The sequence below is a fragment of the Halomonas beimenensis genome, assembly GCF_002549795.1.
Classification (GTDB): Bacteria; Pseudomonadota; Gammaproteobacteria; order Pseudomonadales; family Halomonadaceae; genus Halomonas; species Halomonas beimenensis.
Genome location: NZ_CP021435.1, coordinates 3,377,309 through 3,392,365, shown reverse-complemented (window position 1 = coordinate 3,392,365; position 15,057 = coordinate 3,377,309). Strand labels below are relative to the sequence as shown.

General features: G+C 68.8%; 16 protein-coding genes. 2 read left to right on the top strand and 14 right to left on the bottom strand.

Features of this window, described 5'->3' with window-relative positions; all coding sequences use genetic code 11:
* The first annotated feature begins 25 nt into the window (after positions 1–25).
* Positions 26–538 (top strand): DUF3087 family protein, encoded by a 513-nt coding sequence (locus BEI_RS15745; RefSeq protein ID WP_097790412.1) that lies wholly within the window; start codon positions 26–28, stop codon positions 536–538.
* Here BEI_RS15745 and ppk1 read toward each other — a convergent pair.
* The gene (gene ppk1 / locus BEI_RS15740) at positions 535–2,739 is read right to left on the bottom strand and encodes a polyphosphate kinase 1 (RefSeq protein ID WP_097790411.1); all 2,205 of its coding nucleotides are present in this window, start codon (positions 2,737–2,739) and stop codon (positions 535–537) included. The two genes, BEI_RS15745 and ppk1, sit on opposite strands and share 4 nt — an antisense overlap.
* Before the next feature lie 44 nt (positions 2,740–2,783).
* The gene (gene hemB / locus BEI_RS15735) at positions 2,784–3,791 is read right to left on the bottom strand and encodes a porphobilinogen synthase (protein WP_097790410.1); all 1,008 of its coding nucleotides are present in this window, start codon (positions 3,789–3,791) and stop codon (positions 2,784–2,786) included.
* Positions 3,792–4,000: 209 nt separating this feature from the next.
* Here hemB and elbB point away from each other — a divergent pair, with 209 nt between their 5' ends.
* Positions 4,001–4,663 carry an isoprenoid biosynthesis glyoxalase ElbB gene (elbB, locus tag BEI_RS15730; RefSeq protein ID WP_097790409.1) on the top strand — a complete coding sequence of 221 codons (663 nt, stop codon included), beginning with the start codon at positions 4,001–4,003 and terminating at the stop codon, positions 4,661–4,663.
* Between the two features lie 141 nt (positions 4,664–4,804).
* On the opposite strand, the gene tatC is transcribed toward elbB, so the two are convergent.
* The 12 genes from tatC to argS all read right to left on the bottom strand — a co-directional run bounded on the left by tatC (position 4,805) and on the right by argS (position 15,029).
* Positions 4,805–5,581: a twin-arginine translocase subunit TatC gene (gene tatC / locus BEI_RS15725; RefSeq protein ID WP_097790408.1), complete on the bottom strand. Its 777-nt coding sequence runs from the start codon at positions 5,579–5,581 to the stop codon at positions 4,805–4,807.
* Positions 5,578–5,991, bottom strand: a complete 414-nt coding sequence (gene tatB, locus BEI_RS15720; RefSeq protein WP_097790407.1) for a Sec-independent protein translocase protein TatB — start codon at positions 5,989–5,991, stop codon at positions 5,578–5,580. Before tatB ends, tatC begins: the two co-directional genes overlap by 4 nt.
* 6 nt (positions 5,992–5,997) lie before the next feature.
* On the bottom strand, positions 5,998–6,252 hold the full coding sequence (gene tatA, locus BEI_RS15715; RefSeq protein WP_097790406.1) for a Sec-independent protein translocase subunit TatA: 255 nt from the start codon (positions 6,250–6,252) through the stop codon (positions 5,998–6,000).
* Positions 6,253–6,296: 44 nt separating this feature from the next.
* Positions 6,297–6,632 carry a phosphoribosyl-ATP diphosphatase gene (locus BEI_RS15710; RefSeq protein ID WP_097790405.1) on the bottom strand — a complete coding sequence of 112 codons (336 nt, stop codon included), beginning with the start codon at positions 6,630–6,632 and terminating at the stop codon, positions 6,297–6,299.
* A gap of 27 nt (positions 6,633–6,659) precedes the next feature.
* Positions 6,660–8,282, bottom strand: a complete 1,623-nt coding sequence (gene ubiB / locus BEI_RS15705) for a ubiquinone biosynthesis regulatory protein kinase UbiB (RefSeq protein WP_097790404.1) — start codon at positions 8,280–8,282, stop codon at positions 6,660–6,662.
* Positions 8,279–8,920: a ubiquinone biosynthesis accessory factor UbiJ gene (locus BEI_RS15700; protein ID WP_097790403.1), complete on the bottom strand. Its 642-nt coding sequence runs from the start codon at positions 8,918–8,920 to the stop codon at positions 8,279–8,281. Before BEI_RS15700 ends, ubiB begins: the two co-directional genes overlap by 4 nt.
* 7 nt (positions 8,921–8,927) lie before the next feature.
* A complete protein-coding gene (gene ubiE, locus BEI_RS15695; protein ID WP_097790402.1) occupies positions 8,928–9,683 on the bottom strand; it encodes a bifunctional demethylmenaquinone methyltransferase/2-methoxy-6-polyprenyl-1,4-benzoquinol methylase UbiE in 756 nt (251 codons plus the stop codon).
* Between the two features lie 324 nt (positions 9,684–10,007).
* Positions 10,008–10,391 (bottom strand): gamma-butyrobetaine hydroxylase family protein, encoded by a 384-nt coding sequence (locus BEI_RS15690; protein WP_097790401.1) that lies wholly within the window; start codon positions 10,389–10,391, stop codon positions 10,008–10,010.
* A 128-nt stretch (positions 10,392–10,519) separates the two neighbouring features.
* Entirely contained in the window at positions 10,520–11,842 is a 1,323-nt protein-coding gene (hslU, locus tag BEI_RS15685) for an ATP-dependent protease ATPase subunit HslU (protein WP_097790400.1), read from the bottom strand.
* Positions 11,843–11,844: 2 nt separating this feature from the next.
* Entirely contained in the window at positions 11,845–12,363 is a 519-nt protein-coding gene (gene hslV, locus BEI_RS15680) for an ATP-dependent protease subunit HslV (protein ID WP_097790399.1), read from the bottom strand.
* Positions 12,364–12,632: 269 nt separating this feature from the next.
* Entirely contained in the window at positions 12,633–13,340 is a 708-nt protein-coding gene (locus BEI_RS15675; protein WP_097790398.1) for an SPOR domain-containing protein, read from the bottom strand.
* 3 nt (positions 13,341–13,343) lie between these two features.
* The gene (gene argS / locus BEI_RS15670) at positions 13,344–15,029 is read right to left on the bottom strand and encodes an arginine--tRNA ligase (protein ID WP_097790397.1); all 1,686 of its coding nucleotides are present in this window, start codon (positions 15,027–15,029) and stop codon (positions 13,344–13,346) included.
* Positions 15,030–15,057: the final 28 nt, after the last annotated feature.

Genomic DNA, 15,057 nt, shown 5'->3' with positions numbered 1-15,057 from the left:
CTTGCCGTTCCGGAGTCACCGTCCCATGTCCTTCCTGCTCGAATCCCACGATCCCGATACCTATCGCCGGACCTCGCGGCGTGTCGCCCTGGCCATGGCCGGGCAACTGATCGTCTTCGGGCTGGTGTTCACCCAGCTGATTTCGTCCGCCTTCGGCTCGAGCTTCTGGCTCAATGCCCTGGGGGTCCTGCTGGGACTGGTGGCGACCAGCCTGGTGGTGATGGCGCTGCGCGACCGCCCCTGGATGGGCCCGGTCCGCTACGGCTGGCAGCTCAAGCAGGCGCTGTCGCGGGTCAGCGGCTACCTGCCGGCACTGCGCCGGGGCATGGAGGAGGGCGACGAACGCGCCCTGGCGGTGCTGGCCTTCTACCATCAGGGCATGGCCCAGCTCGCCGACCTGGAGGGGCGCACCCTGGACGATGATGCCGAGCTGCTCGCCGAGCGCCAGCGGGTGCGCCTGGCCCGGCAGGCGCAGGGCCTGCCGGAGCGGGTCGACGGCGCCGGCGACGCCGATCTGGCTGCCTTCAAGCGAGGCTAGGCCCGAGCCGCATAGGCATAGAGCAAGGTCTCCTGGGCGCTGATGGGCGCCGCCTCGCCGGGGGTCTGCTTGACGTAGGTGCCGTCGGGGCGCAGCAGCCAGCTCTGGCAGTTGTCCACAAGGTAGGTCTCCAGATCCTTGCGTACCTGGGCGGCGAGCTTCTTGTCCAGCAGCGGGAAGCAGGTCTCCACCCGGTGGAACATGTTGCGGGCCATGAAGTCGGCGCTGGAGCCCCAGGTCTCGGGCTTGCCGTCGTTATGGAAGTGGAAGACCCGGGTGTGCTCCAGGAAGCGGCCGATGATCGAGCGCACCCGGATGGACTCGGAGATGCCCGGGAGGCCGGGGCGCAGGCAGCACATCCCGCGGATGATCAGGTCGCACTCGACGCCGGCCTGGGAGGCCCGGTAGAGGGCCTGGATCAGCTTGGGCTCGGTGAGCGAGTTGCACTTGATGATCAGGTGGGCGCGCTTGCCCTTGCGGGCATGCTCGGCTTCCCGGTCGATCATCGCCACCAGCCGTTCGTGGAGGGTGAAGGGGGCGTGCAGCAGCTTCTCGATCTTGCGCGCCCGCCCCATGCCGGAGAGCTGCTGGAAGACCTTGTGCACGTCGGCGCACAGCACCGGGTCGGCGGTGAGCAGGCTGTAGTCGGTGTAGAGCTTGGCGGTCTTGGAGTGGTAGTTGCCCGTGCCCAGGTGGGCGTAGTGGCGCAGCTGGCCCTTCTCGCGGCGCACGATGTGCATCATCTTGGCGTGGGTCTTGTAGGCCATCACCCCGTAGATGACGATGGTGCCGGCCTCCTGCAGCCGCGAGGCCAGGGCCAGGTTGTCCGCCTCGTCGAAACGCGCGCGCAGCTCGATCACCACGGTGACTTCCTTGCCGTTGCCGGCGGCCTCCACCAGGGCGTTGACGATGGGGGAGTCGGCGCCGGTGCGGTAGAGGGTCTGCTTGATGGCCAGCACCGCCGGGTCCCGGGCGGCCTCGCGCAGCAGCTCTTCCACCGGCGAGAAGGAGTGGAAGGGGTGATGGAGCAGGATGTCGCCTTCGGCCATGGCCTGCAGCACGCTATCGCGTTTCCTCAGCGCCTTGGGCAGGCCCGGCGTGAAGGCCCGGTAGCACAGCTCCGGACGCTGCACCTCGCCCAGTACCGACATCATGCGGGTCAGGTTCACCGGGCCGTTGACCCGATAGAGATCGGTCGCCTCCAGCTCGAACTGCCGGAGCAGGAACTCGGCCAGGTCATCGGGGCAGTTGTCGGCGACCTCGAGTCGCACCCCGCTGCCGTAGCGCCGCGAGAGCAGCTCGCCGCGCAGCGCCGAGGCGAGGTCCGAGACGTCCTCCGGGTCCACCGAGAGGTCGGCGTTGCGGGTCAGGCGGAACTGGTAGCAGCCACGTACCTTCATGCCGGGGAAGACCTCCTCGGCATGGGCATGGATCATCGACGACAGGAAGACGTACTCGGTGAAGCCCTCCTCGCAGAGCTCGTCGGGCAGGGCGATGACGCGGGGCAGCGAGCGCGGCGCCGGCAGGATGGCCAGGCCGCCCTCGCGGCCGAAGGCGTCCTTGCCCTCGAGCTCGACGATGAAGTTGAGGCTCTTGTTGACCAGCCGCGGGAAGGGGTGCGAGGGATCCAGGCCGATGGGACTGATCACCGGCATGATCTCGGTCTCGAAGTAGTCCCGCACCCAGCCCTGCTGGGCCTCGGTCCAGTCTCCGCGACGCCGGAAGCGCAGCCCCTGGGCTTCCAGGGCGGGGATCAGCGCCTCGTTGAGGATGCGGTACTGACGCTCCACCTGCTCGTGGGCGATCTGGGCGATCTCGGCGAGCACCGATCTCGGCGAGCGGCCGTCGCTGCCCGGGGTCTCGTCGCCGACCAGGATCTGGTTCTTCAGGCCGGCGACCCGGATCTCGAAGAACTCGTCCATGTTCGACGAGAAGATCAGCAGGAACATCAGCCGGTTGAGCAGCGGGTGGGCCTCGTCCAGGGCCTGTTCCAGCACCCGCACGTTGAACTGCAGGTGCGACAGCTCGCGGTTGAAGTACAGGCCCGGGTCCGTCAGGTCGGCCTCCGGGTCCGGCAGCGCCTTGGGCTTGATGCCGGTGCGCGTCTGATTGAGCCGCGGCGCCGGGGGCTCGCCGGGCGTCTCCCCGCCCGGGAGCGGCTCCACGGTGGCGGGGGTATCGGGGCTGCGCGAATCATCCATGGGTGTTCCCTGTCGTCGGCCGGAAGGGGCACCCCGTCCGGCGGTTAGTCCGCGAGCAGTCTCGCCGCTCGCTTGGCGAAATAGGTCAGCACGCCGTCTGCACCGGCGCGCTTGAAGCACATCAGCGACTCCAGCATCACGGCGTCGGCGTCCAGCCAGCCGTTGTCGAAGGCGGCCATGTGCATGGCGTACTCGCCGCTCACCTGGTAGGCGAAGGTCGGGACCTTGAGCTCGTCCTTGATGCGCCGCACCACGTCCAGGTAGGGCATGCCCGGCTTGACCATCACCATGTCGGCACCCTCGGCCAGGTCCAGGGCCACCTCGTGGAGGGCCTCCTCGCCGTTGGCCGGGTCCATCTGGTAGGTGGACTTGTCGGCCCGGCCGAGATTCGCCGCGGAGCCCACGGCATCCCGGAAGGGCCCGTAGTAGCGCGAGGCATACTTGGCGCTGTAGGCCATGATCCGGGTGTTGTGCAATTGCTCCTGCTCCAGCACCTGGCGAATGGCGCCGATGCGGCCGTCCATCATGTCCGAGGGGGCGACGATGTCCGCGCCGGCCTCGGCATGGGACAGCGCCTGCTTGAGCAGGGTCTCGACGGTCCGGTCGTTCTGCACGTAACCGTCCTCGTCGAGGATGCCGTCCTGGCCGTGGCTGGTGTAGGGGTCGAGGGCCACGTCGGTCATGATGCCGAGCTCGGGCACGGCCGCCTTGAGGGCGCGCACGCTCCGCTGCACCAGGCCGGCGGCGCTGTAGGCCTCCTCCGCGAGCTCGCTCTTCAGGGCGGGGTCCACCACCGGGAAGAGCGCCAGCACGGGGATGCCCAGGTCTCGCGCCTCCCTGGCCTCCTCGATCAGCAGGTCCAGCGACAGGCGCTCGACGCCGGGCATCGAGGGTACCGCCTCGCGTTGTCCTTCGCCCTCGAGCACGAACACCGGCCAGATCAGATCGGCGGCGGTCAGGGTGTGCTCGCGCATCAGGCGACGCGAGAAGTCGTCACGGCGCATGCGACGCATGCGGGTGGCGGGGTACTGGCGGGAAGTCGTGAAACTCAAGGCATGCTCTCCGAACACGGGATCAGGGCCGCCAGCCATGAGTGTGGCGGCCCTTGATGACCAAACGATGACAGTCACTCGAGTATATCAGGGTGATCCGGGCGCGACAGACGCGCCTTGTCGCACCCCCGGCGACTCTCTAAAGTGATGGCTCCCCTTTACCCACCCTGCCGCCATGGGCAGGCAGAGCGTTCGAGGAGTACGAGAAGATGAGCAAACAGGTGGCGGTCATTCTGTCGGGGTGCGGTGTCCAGGATGGCTCGGAGATCTACGAGACCACCCTGACCCTGTTGCGCCTGGATCAACTGGGCATCGGGTATCGCTGTTTCGCCCCGGACATCGACCAGCATGACGTGGTCGATCATCGCCGCGGCGAAGCGGTACCCGGAGAGACGCGCAACGTGCTGGTCGAGTCGGCGCGCCTGGCCCGGGGCGAGATCGCCCCCCTGACCGAGCTGGAGGCCGATGACTTCGATGCCGTCATCCTGCCCGGCGGATTCGGGGCGGCCAAGAACCTGTCCGACTTCGCCGAGGCCGGGGCCGACCTCGTCATCCACGAGGATCTGGTCGAGGCGGTATCGGCCTTCCACGAGGACCGCAAGCCCATCGGCCTGATGTGCATCGCCCCGGTGATGGTGCCGCGGCTGCTGGGCCGCGGCATCGCCGTGACCATCGGCCACGACCCCGGCGTGGCCGGAGCGATCAGCAGCATGGGCGGCCTGCACCGCAGCTGCGGCGTGGAGGACATCGTGGTGGACTTCGAGAACCGGGTGGTGACCACCCCCGCCTACATGCTGGCGACCCGCATCGGCGAGGCCGCTACCGGCATCTTCAAGCTGGTGGACCGCATCGACGAGTTGATGGACTTGTAAGCGCCGAGCTACAAGCGCCGAGCGCCAAGGTACGAGTCGCAAGTAGCGAGTGACAAGTCGCAAGGAGCACCGAGCCCCTTGCGACTTTCTACTTGTCACTCGAACCCTGCTTGGCCGCTTGGCCGCTTGGCCGCTTCGAGCTTACGCCTCGTCCTCGTCGGCCGCCTCCGCGTCGCGCTTGCGGCGCACCAGGCGGCCGAACAGCAGGCCGACCTCGTAGAGCAGGTACATGGGCACCGCCAGCAGGCTCTGGGAGACCACGTCCGGCGGGGTCATCAGCATGCCGACCACGAAGCAGCCGAGGATCACGTAGGGCCGCTTGCGGGACAGGCTCTCCACGGTGGTCGCCCCGGTCAGCACCAGCAGGAAGGTGGCGATGGGAATCTCGAAGGCCACGCCGAAGGCGAAGAACAGCTTGAGGACGAAGTTCAGGTACTGGTTGATGTCGGTCATCACCGCCACCTGCTCCGGCCCGGTCTGGGTGAAGAACTGGAACAGCAGCGGGAAGACCACGTAGTAGGCGAAGGCGGCGCCGGCATAGAAAAGCACCACGCTGGAGGCCAGCAGCGGCAGCGCCAGGGCCTTCTCGTTGTCGTAGAGGCCGGGGGCGACGAAGGCCCAGGCCTGATGCAGCACGAAGGGCACGGCGATGAACACCGCCACCACCAGCGTCAGCTTGAACGGGGCCAGGAAGGGGGACGCCACCTCGGTGGCGATCATCTGGGAGCCTTCCGGCAGCAGCGCCATCAGCGGCTGGGCCACGAAGGCGTAGATCTCGTTGGCGAAGGCATACAGGCCGAGGAAGATCACCAGGATCACCAGCACGGCACGCAGCAGCCGCGAGCGCAGCTCGACCAGGTGCTCGATCAGCGGGGCCTGGGCCTGGCCGGGATTCCGGGAATCGTCGGAGTGGCTCATCGGGCGGCGGAGTCCTTGTGGGCATCGGTATCCTGGTCATCGGGCAGGCGAGCCCGGCTCAGGGCGTCGTCCAGGCGCTCCTCGGCGGACGGCGCGGGGGCGGCGACCCCCTCGGGCTCGTCGCCCTGCCGCCCGGCCTCACGGGGGGTGGGCTCGGCCGTTCGCTCGACATCGCGCTTGACCCGCTCGAGCCCCTCGTCGAGCTTCTTCTGCTGCTCATTGAGCTTCTGGCGCAGTTCCTCCGCCTCGAGCTGGGCGTTGATCTCGCGCTGCATGCCGGACACGGTACGCTTGATGCGGCCGACCCACAGCCCGAGGGTCCGGGCGGCCTTGGGCAGGCGTTCGGGGCCCAGCACCAGCAGGCCCACCACGCCGATGATCAGGAGTTCGAGGAAGCCGATGTCGAACATGGCGGCTTACTTGCGCTCTTCCTGTTCCTCGGTCTTGCGCTCGGCATGGACGTCGTAGGTCTCGCCCTGCTCGTCGTGGCGCACCTGGGCCTGGGGCTTGTCGTCGTCCTGGGCCTTGTCTTCCTCGTTCATGGCCTTCTTGAAGCCCTTCACGGCGCCGCCCAGATCGCCGCCGACGTTGCGCAGCTTCTTGGTGCCGAAGATCAGGATGATGATGCCGAGAACGATCAGGAGTTGCCAGATACTGATACCGCCTAACATAGGGTCTTCCTCAGGTTGTGGCGCCGGGGCGGGCCCGGGGGCGTCTAACGTTGCCGCGCGGCCTTCTCGTCATGGCCGGAGAGGCCGAAGCGTCGGGACAATTCGTCGAGGACCTGGGTGTGGTCGAGGCCCAGATGCGAGAGCATCACCAGGCTATGAAACCACAGGTCGGCCGTTTCGGCGATCAGGGCCTGCCGCGTGACCTCGTCGCCGTGCTCGGCATCCTTGGCCGCCAGCAGGGTTTCGGTGGCCTCCTCGCCGACCTTCTCGAGTATCTTGTTCAAGCCCCTGTGATGCAAGCTGGCCACGTAGGAGTCTTCGGGGGCGGCCTGGCGGCGGCTGGCGAGGACCTCGTCGAGGCGGTCGAGAATATCGCTCATGGCAGAAGGTTCCATTGCAGAGGGTGATCAATTCCAGGCCAGCAGGACCACGCCGATGGCGGCCGTGGCGAGGACCGGCCAGGGCTGACCGCCTGCCCATTCGACCAGCGGTTGCCAGGCGAGTGCCGTGGCCACCAGCAGGAGGCCCAGGCGCAGGCGTCGCTGGCGCTTGCCCTGATGGTCGAGCCGGCGGCGGATGGCGCCGATGGCCTCGCCCTGCCGACGCTGCTGCTGGTGGCCGTGCTCGGCCCGGGCCAGGGCCTGATGGGCCAGCACCGGCAGCTCGGGCAGCTGCCGGGAGAGTTCCGGCGCCTGGCGTTTCATGGATTCCCACAGCCCCCGGGCGCCGGCGCGCTCCTTCATCCACTGCTCCAGGTAGGGCTTGGCGGTGGTCCAGAGGTCCAGGTCCGGGTAGAGCTGGCGGCCCAGGCCCTCGATGTTGAGCAGCGTCTTCTGCAGCAGCACCAGCTGGGGCTGGACCTCCATGTTGAAGCGCCGGGCGGTCTGGAACAGGCCCAGCAGGACCTGGCCGAAGGAGATGTCCTTGAGCGGCTTCTCGAGGATCGGCTCGCAGACGGTGCGCACCGCGGCGGCGAACTCGTTGGCGCGGGTATCCTCGCCGACCCAGCCCGACTCGATGTGCAGGGCCGCCACCTCGTAGTAGTCCTGGTGGAAGAAGGCCAGGAGGTTGCGCGCCAGGTAGTCCTGGTCCTCCCGGGTCAGGCTGCCGACGATCCCGCAGTCGATGGCGATGTACTGGGGGTTCCAGGGCGTCTCCCGGGAGACGAAGATGTTGCCCGGATGCATGTCGGCATGGAAGAAGTTGTCGCGAAAGACCTGGGTGAAGAAGATCTCCACGCCGCGCTCGGCGAGCTTGCGCAGGTCGGTGCCCTGGGCCTGCAGGGCAGCGGTGTCGGCCACCGGCACCCCGTGGATCCGCTCCTGGACCATCACCCGCCGGCGGGTGAGCGGCCAGTGGATGGCCGGCACGAAGAGCAGCGACGAGCCCTTGAAGTTGCGCTTGAGCTGGGAGGTGTTGGCGGCCTCCTTGGTCAGGTCGAGCTCGTCGAACAGGGTCGACTCGTAGTCGCGCACCACTTCCACCGGCCGCAGGCGGCGGGCCTCCGGGATGCGAGCCAGGACGGCGGCGAGGCGGTACATCAGCGCCATGTCCTGGCGCATCACCCGCTCGATGCCGGGGCGGATGATCTTGACCACCACCTCCTCCCCGCCGGGCAGCCGGGCGGCGTGGACCTGGGCCACCGAGGCCGAGGCCAGGGGCTGAGGTGCGAAGTCGGCGAAGGCCTGGGTGAGCGGCATGCCGAGCTCTTCCTCCACCAGGGAGCGGGCCACTTCGCCGGGGAAGGGCGGGACCTGGTCCTGGAGGCGCTTGAGCTCGTCGGCGATGTCCTCGGGGAAGAGGTCGCGGCGGGTGGAGAGCACCTGGCCGAACTTGACGAAGATCGGTCCCAGGGCCTCGAGGGCCAGGCGCAACCGTTCGCCCCGGGGACGAGGGCCGATGGGCACCAGGCGCAGCGGTGACAGGGTCAGCAGCCCCCGCAGCCACCAGGGCAGCCGCTCCTTGGGGATCAGGGTGTCGAGGCGATAGCGGGTGACCACCCAGACGATCCTCGCGAGCCGTGGAATCATGCGCCGCCTCCTCGCTGGGTCAGACGGCGACGGAGACGTTCCAGACGCGCCTCGAGGCGGTCGGTGGCCACCTCCAGCTCGGTGAGATGATCCCGCAGGCCTTCCAGCTGGTGGCGGCCGGGCAGCAGCCGAGCCTCCTCGAAGACGTATTCGGCCACGTCGGCGCACAGCTCCTGGCGAGTTCGCAGTCCCCAGCGACCCAGGCTTCGCATGCCCTCGGCCAGGCTGTGGGCGGGCAGGTCGCCGAGCCAGCGAGCCAGTTCGCCCTCCCAGTCCAGGTCCAGGTCCAGCAGCAGGTCGCGGGCGGCCTCGAGCAGGGGAATCCGGCCGCGCACCGCCAGCTTGCCCTGGAACATCAGTCGCTCCACCGGGGCGCCGCCGAGCAGTTCGCCGAGGGTCTCGGCGTCGAGCTCGACGATGGCATCGAAGGCCTCCTCCGGCTCGTCGTCCGGGCGCAGCAGGTCCAGCCCCTGGGGATGAAAGGCCACGACCAGGGCCAGGGGCGGATGCTCGAGGCGCAGCAGGATGCGCTGGCCCGCCAGGCGGGCCAGGCGGGAAGGGGCGGCGGGATCGCGGGCGAGCAGGGCGTTCAGGGTGCGTTCCAGGCCGCCCAGCAGCAGGGTCGGTGTCAGCGCCATCACGACCTCACAGCTTGATGCCGCGATGCAGGGCGACGATGCCCCCGGTCAGGTTGGTGTACTCGACCCGCTCCAGCCCGGCGGCCTCCATCATGTCCTTCAGGGTTTCCTGGTCGGGGTGCATGCGGATCGATTCGGCGAGGTAGCGATAGCTCTCGGCGTCGCCGGCGACCAGCTGGCCCATGCGCGGCAGCAGGCGGAAGGAGTACTCGTCGTAGGCGCGGGTCAGCAGGGGGTTGCCGGGCTTGGAGAATTCCAGCACCAGCAGGCGGCCGCCGGGCTTGAGCACGCGAGCCATGGAGCGCAGGGCGGCGTCCTTGTCGGTGACGTTGCGCAGGCCGAAGGCGATGGTGATGCAGTCGAAGGTGTTGTCCGGGAAGGGCAGGGCCTCGGCGTTGGCCTGGACGTACTCGACGTTGCCGCCCACGCCCTGGTCGAGCAGCTTGTCGCGGCCGACCCGCAGCATGGACTCGTTGATGTCGGCCAGCACCACCCGCCCCCGGGGCCCTACCAGCCTGGAGAACTTCAGGGTCAGGTCGCCGGTGCCACCGGCGATGTCGAGCACGCTGTGGCCCGGACGCACCCCGGCGCGCTCGATGGTCAGGCGTTTCCACAGGCGGTGGATGCCGAGGGACATCAGGTCGTTCATGACGTCGTAGCGGGAGGCCACCGAGTGGAAGACGTGGGCCACGCGGGAGGCCTTCTCCTCGACCGGGACTTCCTGATAGCCGAAGTGCGTGGTGCGCTTGTCGCTGGGGGTCATGCGGGGGGAGCTCCCGAGTCAGCTGCACATGGAGAGGCGAGGCCCGGCGGCCCCGCGCGATGGGGCGCATTGTAGCGTCCTCCGGTCGCCCTTGTCTTGACGGCAGCCATGCTCGGCTCGCAGGGAAAGCCGAAGATTTCCGTCGTGAGCGAAGGCGGGTCGGTCGTCGCCGGAACGGAGGAGCCGGAGCTGACACGCCCGCTGGTAGGTTGGATAAGCCGAAGGCGCGTCCGACATGGCGGAGGTGCTGTCGGCCTCATCTGCCGGGTGCGCTCGCAAGCTCGCTTACCCGGCCTACGCGACTCCAGGAACTCGTCGCTTCCCCTATAGCTGCTTGATCTCGATGCCCAGCGGCTCCCGCGAGGCGCCGGCCTCCTCGAGGCGCTTCAGGTAGTCGGCCCAGTTGGCCTCCTGGTGGCGGATGAGGTCGTACAGGTAGTCCCAGCTGTACAGGCCGCTGTCATGGCCGTCGTCGAAGTGCAGCTTGAGGGCGTAGCGGCCGGCCTGGGTGATGTTGGCCAGGCCCACGTGCTTCTTGCCGACCTGCAGGGTCTCCTGGCCCTTGCCGTGGCCGCGCACCTCGGCGGAGGGCGAGAAGACCCGCAGGTACTCCACCGAGAGGCGGTGGCGCTCGCCGCCCTCGTAGGTCAGCTCCAGCTCGCGGGCCTGCTTGTGATAGTGCACCTTGACGGGAATCGGGGCGGACATGGGCACCTCCGGTGAGCTTGAACCCGGAAGCTTGAGGCTGGAAGTGACCCCCAAGGTGAGGCCGAGTCTTCCAACCTTCGCCGCGAAGCGGCGTCCTTCCAGCTTCAAGCTTACAGCTTATAGCTGGGTTAGAGAATATACCGCGACAGATCCTCGTCCATCGCCAGCTCGCCGAGCTGGGCATCGACATAGGCCGCGTCGATGGTCAGGGGGCTGCCGATGTCCGAGCCCTTGAAGGAGGCTTCCTCGAGCAGGCGCTCCATGACCGTGTGCAGGCGCCGGGCGCCGATGTTCTCGGTGCCCTCGTTGACCTTCCAGGCGATCTCGGCGATGCGTTCGATGCCGTCCTCGGTGAAGGCGATGTCGAGGCCCTCGGTCTTGAGCAGCGCCTCGTACTGGCGCGTCAGGGCCGCCGAGGGCTCGGTGAGGATGCGCTTGAAGTCCTCCGGGGTCAGGGCGTCGAGCTCGACCCGGATCGGCAGGCGACCCTGCAGCTCGGGGATCAGGTCCGAGGGGCGCGACAGGTGGAAGGCCCCGGAGGCGATGAAGAGGATGTGGTCGGTCTTCACCATGCCGTACTTGGTGGAGACGCTGGAGCCCTCGATCAGCGGCAGCAGGTCGCGCTGCACGCCCTCGCGGGACACCTCGCCGCCGCTGGACTGGCCGCTGCCCTTGGCCACCTTGTCGATCTCGTCGAGGAAGACGATGCCGTGCTGCTCCACGGCCTCGATGGCACGCTGCTTGATGTCGTCCTCGTTGACCAGCTTGGCCGCCTCCTCGTCGCGCAGCAGGGCGAAGGCGTCCTTGACCGCGACGCGACGGGTCTCGGTCTTCTGCTTGCCCATGTTCGAGAACAGGTTCTGCAGCTGGCTGGTCATCTCCTCCATGCCCGGCGGCGTCATGATGTCGATGCCCTGGCCCTGGGGCGTGACCTCGATGTCGATCTCCTTGTCATCGAGCTGGCCCTCGCGGAGCTTCTTGCGGAACGCCTGCCGCGTGGCGTTCTCGGTGCGCGGCTCGTGTTCCTGGCCGCGGGGCGGCGGCAGCAGGGCGTCGAGGATGCGGTCCTCGGCGGCGTCCTCGGCCCGGTGGCGGACCTCGTCCTTGGCCTGCTCGCGGACCAGCTTGATGGCGGCCTCGGTGAGGTCGCGGACGATGGATTCCACGTCCCGGCCCACATAGCCCACCTCGGTGAACTTGGTGGCCTCGACCTTGATGAAGGGCGCCCGGGCCAGCTTGGCCAGGCGGCGGGCGATCTCGGTCTTGCCCACGCCGGTGGGCCCGATCATCAGGATGTTCTTGGGGGTGACTTCCTGGCGCAGCTCCTCGTCGAGCTGCATGCGCCGCCAGCGGTTGCGCAGGGCCACGGCCACGGCCCGCTTGGCCTCCTGCTGGCCGACGATGTACTGGTCCAGGGCGTGGACGATCTCGCGGGGGGTCATGCGGGTCATGGTCAGAGCTCTTCCAGCGTGACGTTGTGGTTGGTGAACACGCAGATGTCGGCGGCGATCTCCAGCGACTTCTCGGTGATCTCGCGGGCCGACAGCTCGGTGTTCTCGAGCAGGGCGCGGGCCGCGGCCTGGGCGAAGTTGCCGCCGGAGCCGATGGCGATGATGCCGCGTTCGGGCTCCACCACGTCACCGTTGCCGGTGATGATCAGCGAGGCGTGCTTGTCGGCGACGGCCAGCAGCGCCTCCAGGCGGCGCAGGGCGCGATCGGTGCGCCAGTCCTTGGCCAGCTCCACGGCGGCCTTGACCAGGTTGCCCTGGTGCTTCTCGAGCTGGGCCTCGAAGCGCTCGAAGAGGGTGAAGGCGTCGGCGGTGCCGCCGGCGAAGCCGGCCAGCACCTGGCCGCGGTAGAGGCGGCGGACCTTGCTGGCGTTGCCCTTCATCACGGTGTTGCCCAGCGACACCTGGCCGTCGCCGGCCAGGGCCACCTGGTCGCCGCGACGCACGGAAACGATCGTGGTCATGGAGGGGACTCCTTAGGGGAGACGAAGACTCCCGATGACTTTGGAAACGCTCCACGGATGCCTGCGCGGGCGAATCGCTGCGTTGCGTGGTGCTCGAAATCCTCACATATCACTTGCATATGCTCCGGTTTCTGCGCTCCGTGCGCCTTGCGCTTCACTCCGCTCGTCGATCCGTGCAGCGATTCCCTTTTCGGCGCCGCGAGGGGCGGCGCCGTGAATGAGCTTCTGGGGAGGTGCGGGCGGGGGGGCCGGAATTCAAGCGGCAGGCGTCACTGCAGCTGGATCAGCAGCGGCTCGATGCCCTGGGTGGCCATCAGGTCCCGGGCGCGGGTCAGCTCGCGACGGTCATGGTAGGGCCCTACCTGAACCCGGTGCCAGCTGGTGCCGTCGCCGGTCTGGACTTCGCTGATCTTGGCCAGCAGCCCGAAGTCCTGCAGGCGGCCGGCCAGCCGGCGGGCGTCGTCCGGGGCACGGAAGGAGGCCGCCTGCAGCACGTAGCGCTGCCCCTCCTCGGTGGGCCGCGAGGCCGTCTCCACCGGGGCGCTGTTGGCGGCGATCACCCGGGCGATGGGGTCGTCCGCGGGTGCGGAGGCCTCGGTCTCTTCTGCCGCCTCCCGGCTCGGCCGCGGCGGCGGGGTCGCGGTGGAGGCCTGCTCCCCGGGGGCGATCACCTCGGACTCCGGCAGCAGGGTGTAGAACTCGAAGGTGGGCATGGGCGGCTCCTCCGCCTCCGGGGCCGCCTCGGCGGGGTCACGGCCCGACGAGTCGGAGCTGGTCGCCGGCCGGGGCGAGGGCATGAGCGGGCCGTCCTGCCAGGGGGCCGTGCCGTGCTGGTGCTGGGAGATCAGGAAGCCCGCGACCATGCCGGCAAGCCCCCACAGCCAGCCGGGCAGGGCCCGGCGCGGCGCCTTGGCCGGTCGCTTCCTGCTGCTGGTCGCGCCGCGCCTGCGGCTGGCGGGGGGCTTGCGGCTGGCCATGGCTCACATCTCCTCGGGGGCGCCGACGCCCATCAGGTCCAGGCCGTTGCGCAGCACCTGGCGGGCGGCCAGGAACAGCGCCATGCGGGCGTTGCGCAGGTCGTGTTCCTCGACCATCACCTTGACGGCGTTGTAGCAGGTATGGAATTCGCCGGCCAGGTCGAGCAGGTACTGGGCGATCTGCTGGGGCTCGCGGCTCTCGGCGGCGTGGGCCACCGCCTCGGGGTAGCGCGCCAGGCGATTCATCAGAGCCTTCTCCTGGTCGGTCTCGAGCCGCGACAGGTGCGCCATGGCCAGGGCGTGGTCGAAGGGTTGGTCGGCGGCCTCGGCCTTGCGCAGCATGCTGCAGACCCGGGCGTGGGCATACTGGATGTAGTAGACCGGGTTGTCGTTGGACTGGGAGCGGGCCAGGTCGATGTCGAAGGTCAGCTGGGAGTCGGCGCGGCGAGCGGCGAGGAAGAAACGGGTGGCGTCGCGGCCGACCTCGTCGATCAGGTCGCGCACGGTCACGTAGCTGCCGGCGCGCTTGGAGAGCTTCACCTCCACCCCGGAGCGGGTGACCATCACCATCTGGTGCAGCACATAGTCCGGCCAGCCCTGGGGAATGCCGGCTTCCAGCGCCTGCAGGCCGGCACGGACCCGCGTCACCGTGGAGTGGTGGTCGGCGCCCTGTTCGTTGATCACGGTGGTGAAGCCGCGCTGCCACTTGTCCAGGTGGTAGGCGACGTCGGGCAGGAAGTAGGTGTAGTCGCCGTCGGACTTGCGCATCACCCGGTCCTTGTCGTCACCGAAGTCGGTGGTGCGCAGCCAGACGGCGCCTTCCCGCTCGTAGGTGTGGCCGTTCTCGGCCAGGCGCGCGGCGGTGGCCTCGACCTTGCCGTCGCGGTACAGCGAGGATTCCAGGAAGTAGACGTCGAACTCCACCCCGAAGGCGCGCAGGTCCAGGTCCTGCTCGCGACGCAGGTAGGCCACGGCGAAGTCACGGATGGCGTCCAGGTCGTCCGGGTCGCCCTTGGCGGTCACGTGACGGTCGTCGGCGTGCACGGCCTCCCGGGCCAGGTAGGCGTTGGCCACGTCGATGATGTAGCCGCCCCGGTAGCCGTCCGCCGGCCAGCCTTCGTCCTCGGGATCGATGCCCTTGGCCCGGGCCTGGACCGACAGCGCCAGGTTGGTGATCTGGGCGCCGGCGTCGTTGTAGTAGAACTCCCGGGTGACGTCGTGTCCGGTGGCCTCGAGCAGGCGGCAGATGCAGTCGCCGATGGCCGCGCCGCGGCCATGGCCGACATGCAGGGGACCGGTGGGGTTGGCGGAGACGAACTCCACCTGAACCTTCCGGCCCTGGCCGGTGAGGCTGCGGCCATAGGCGTCTCCGGCATCCAGCACCTGGCGCACGACCTGGGCCGCGGCGTCGGTGGCGGCGAAGAAGTTGACGAAGCCGGGGCCGGCGATCTCGACCCTGGCCACGGCATTGCTCTCCGGCAGGGCCGCGACCAGGGCCTCGGCCAGCTCGCGGGGCTTCTTGCCGGCGGGCTTGGCGAGCATCAGCGCCAGGTTGGTGGCGTAGTCGCCGTGGGCCTTGTCCTTGGTGGGGTCGACCTTGATGGTCGGGGCGAGATCGGCGGGCAGGACGTCCTGGCGCTTGAGTTCGTCCAGGGCGCCCTCGAGCAGGGCGATGATGGTGTCTTTCATGAGGGATCGGATGTCCTGTGGCGCGGGC

Excerpts from the sequence above, each read along its gene's own strand:
- hslV (WP_097790399.1), bottom strand. The coding sequence starts at position 12,363 with ATGACCACGATCGTTTCCGTGCGTCGCGGCGACCAGGTGGCCCTGGCC.
- ubiE (WP_097790402.1), bottom strand. The coding sequence starts at position 9,683 with ATGACCCCCAGCGACAAGCGCACCACGCACTTCGGCTATCAGGAAGTC.
- tatC (WP_097790408.1), bottom strand. The coding sequence starts at position 5,581 with ATGAGCCACTCCGACGATTCCCGGAATCCCGGCCAGGCCCAGGCCCCG.
- BEI_RS15700 (WP_097790403.1), bottom strand. The coding sequence starts at position 8,920 with ATGGCGCTGACACCGACCCTGCTGCTGGGCGGCCTGGAACGCACCCTG.
- tatB (WP_097790407.1), bottom strand. The coding sequence starts at position 5,991 with ATGTTCGACATCGGCTTCCTCGAACTCCTGATCATCGGCGTGGTGGGC.
- ppk1 (WP_097790411.1), bottom strand. The coding sequence starts at position 2,739 with ATGGATGATTCGCGCAGCCCCGATACCCCCGCCACCGTGGAGCCGCTC.
- ubiB (WP_097790404.1), bottom strand. The coding sequence starts at position 8,282 with ATGATTCCACGGCTCGCGAGGATCGTCTGGGTGGTCACCCGCTATCGC.
- hslU (WP_097790400.1), bottom strand. The coding sequence starts at position 11,842 with ATGACCCGCATGACCCCCCGCGAGATCGTCCACGCCCTGGACCAGTAC.
- BEI_RS15710 (WP_097790405.1), bottom strand. The coding sequence starts at position 6,632 with ATGAGCGATATTCTCGACCGCCTCGACGAGGTCCTCGCCAGCCGCCGC.
- BEI_RS15745 (WP_097790412.1), top strand. The coding sequence starts at position 26 with ATGTCCTTCCTGCTCGAATCCCACGATCCCGATACCTATCGCCGGACC.
- BEI_RS15690 (WP_097790401.1), bottom strand. The coding sequence starts at position 10,391 with ATGTCCGCCCCGATTCCCGTCAAGGTGCACTATCACAAGCAGGCCCGC.
- argS (WP_097790397.1), bottom strand. The coding sequence starts at position 15,029 with ATGAAAGACACCATCATCGCCCTGCTCGAGGGCGCCCTGGACGAACTC.
- elbB (WP_097790409.1), top strand. The coding sequence starts at position 4,001 with ATGAGCAAACAGGTGGCGGTCATTCTGTCGGGGTGCGGTGTCCAGGAT.
- BEI_RS15675 (WP_097790398.1), bottom strand. The coding sequence starts at position 13,340 with ATGGCCAGCCGCAAGCCCCCCGCCAGCCGCAGGCGCGGCGCGACCAGC.
- tatA (WP_097790406.1), bottom strand. The coding sequence starts at position 6,252 with ATGTTAGGCGGTATCAGTATCTGGCAACTCCTGATCGTTCTCGGCATC.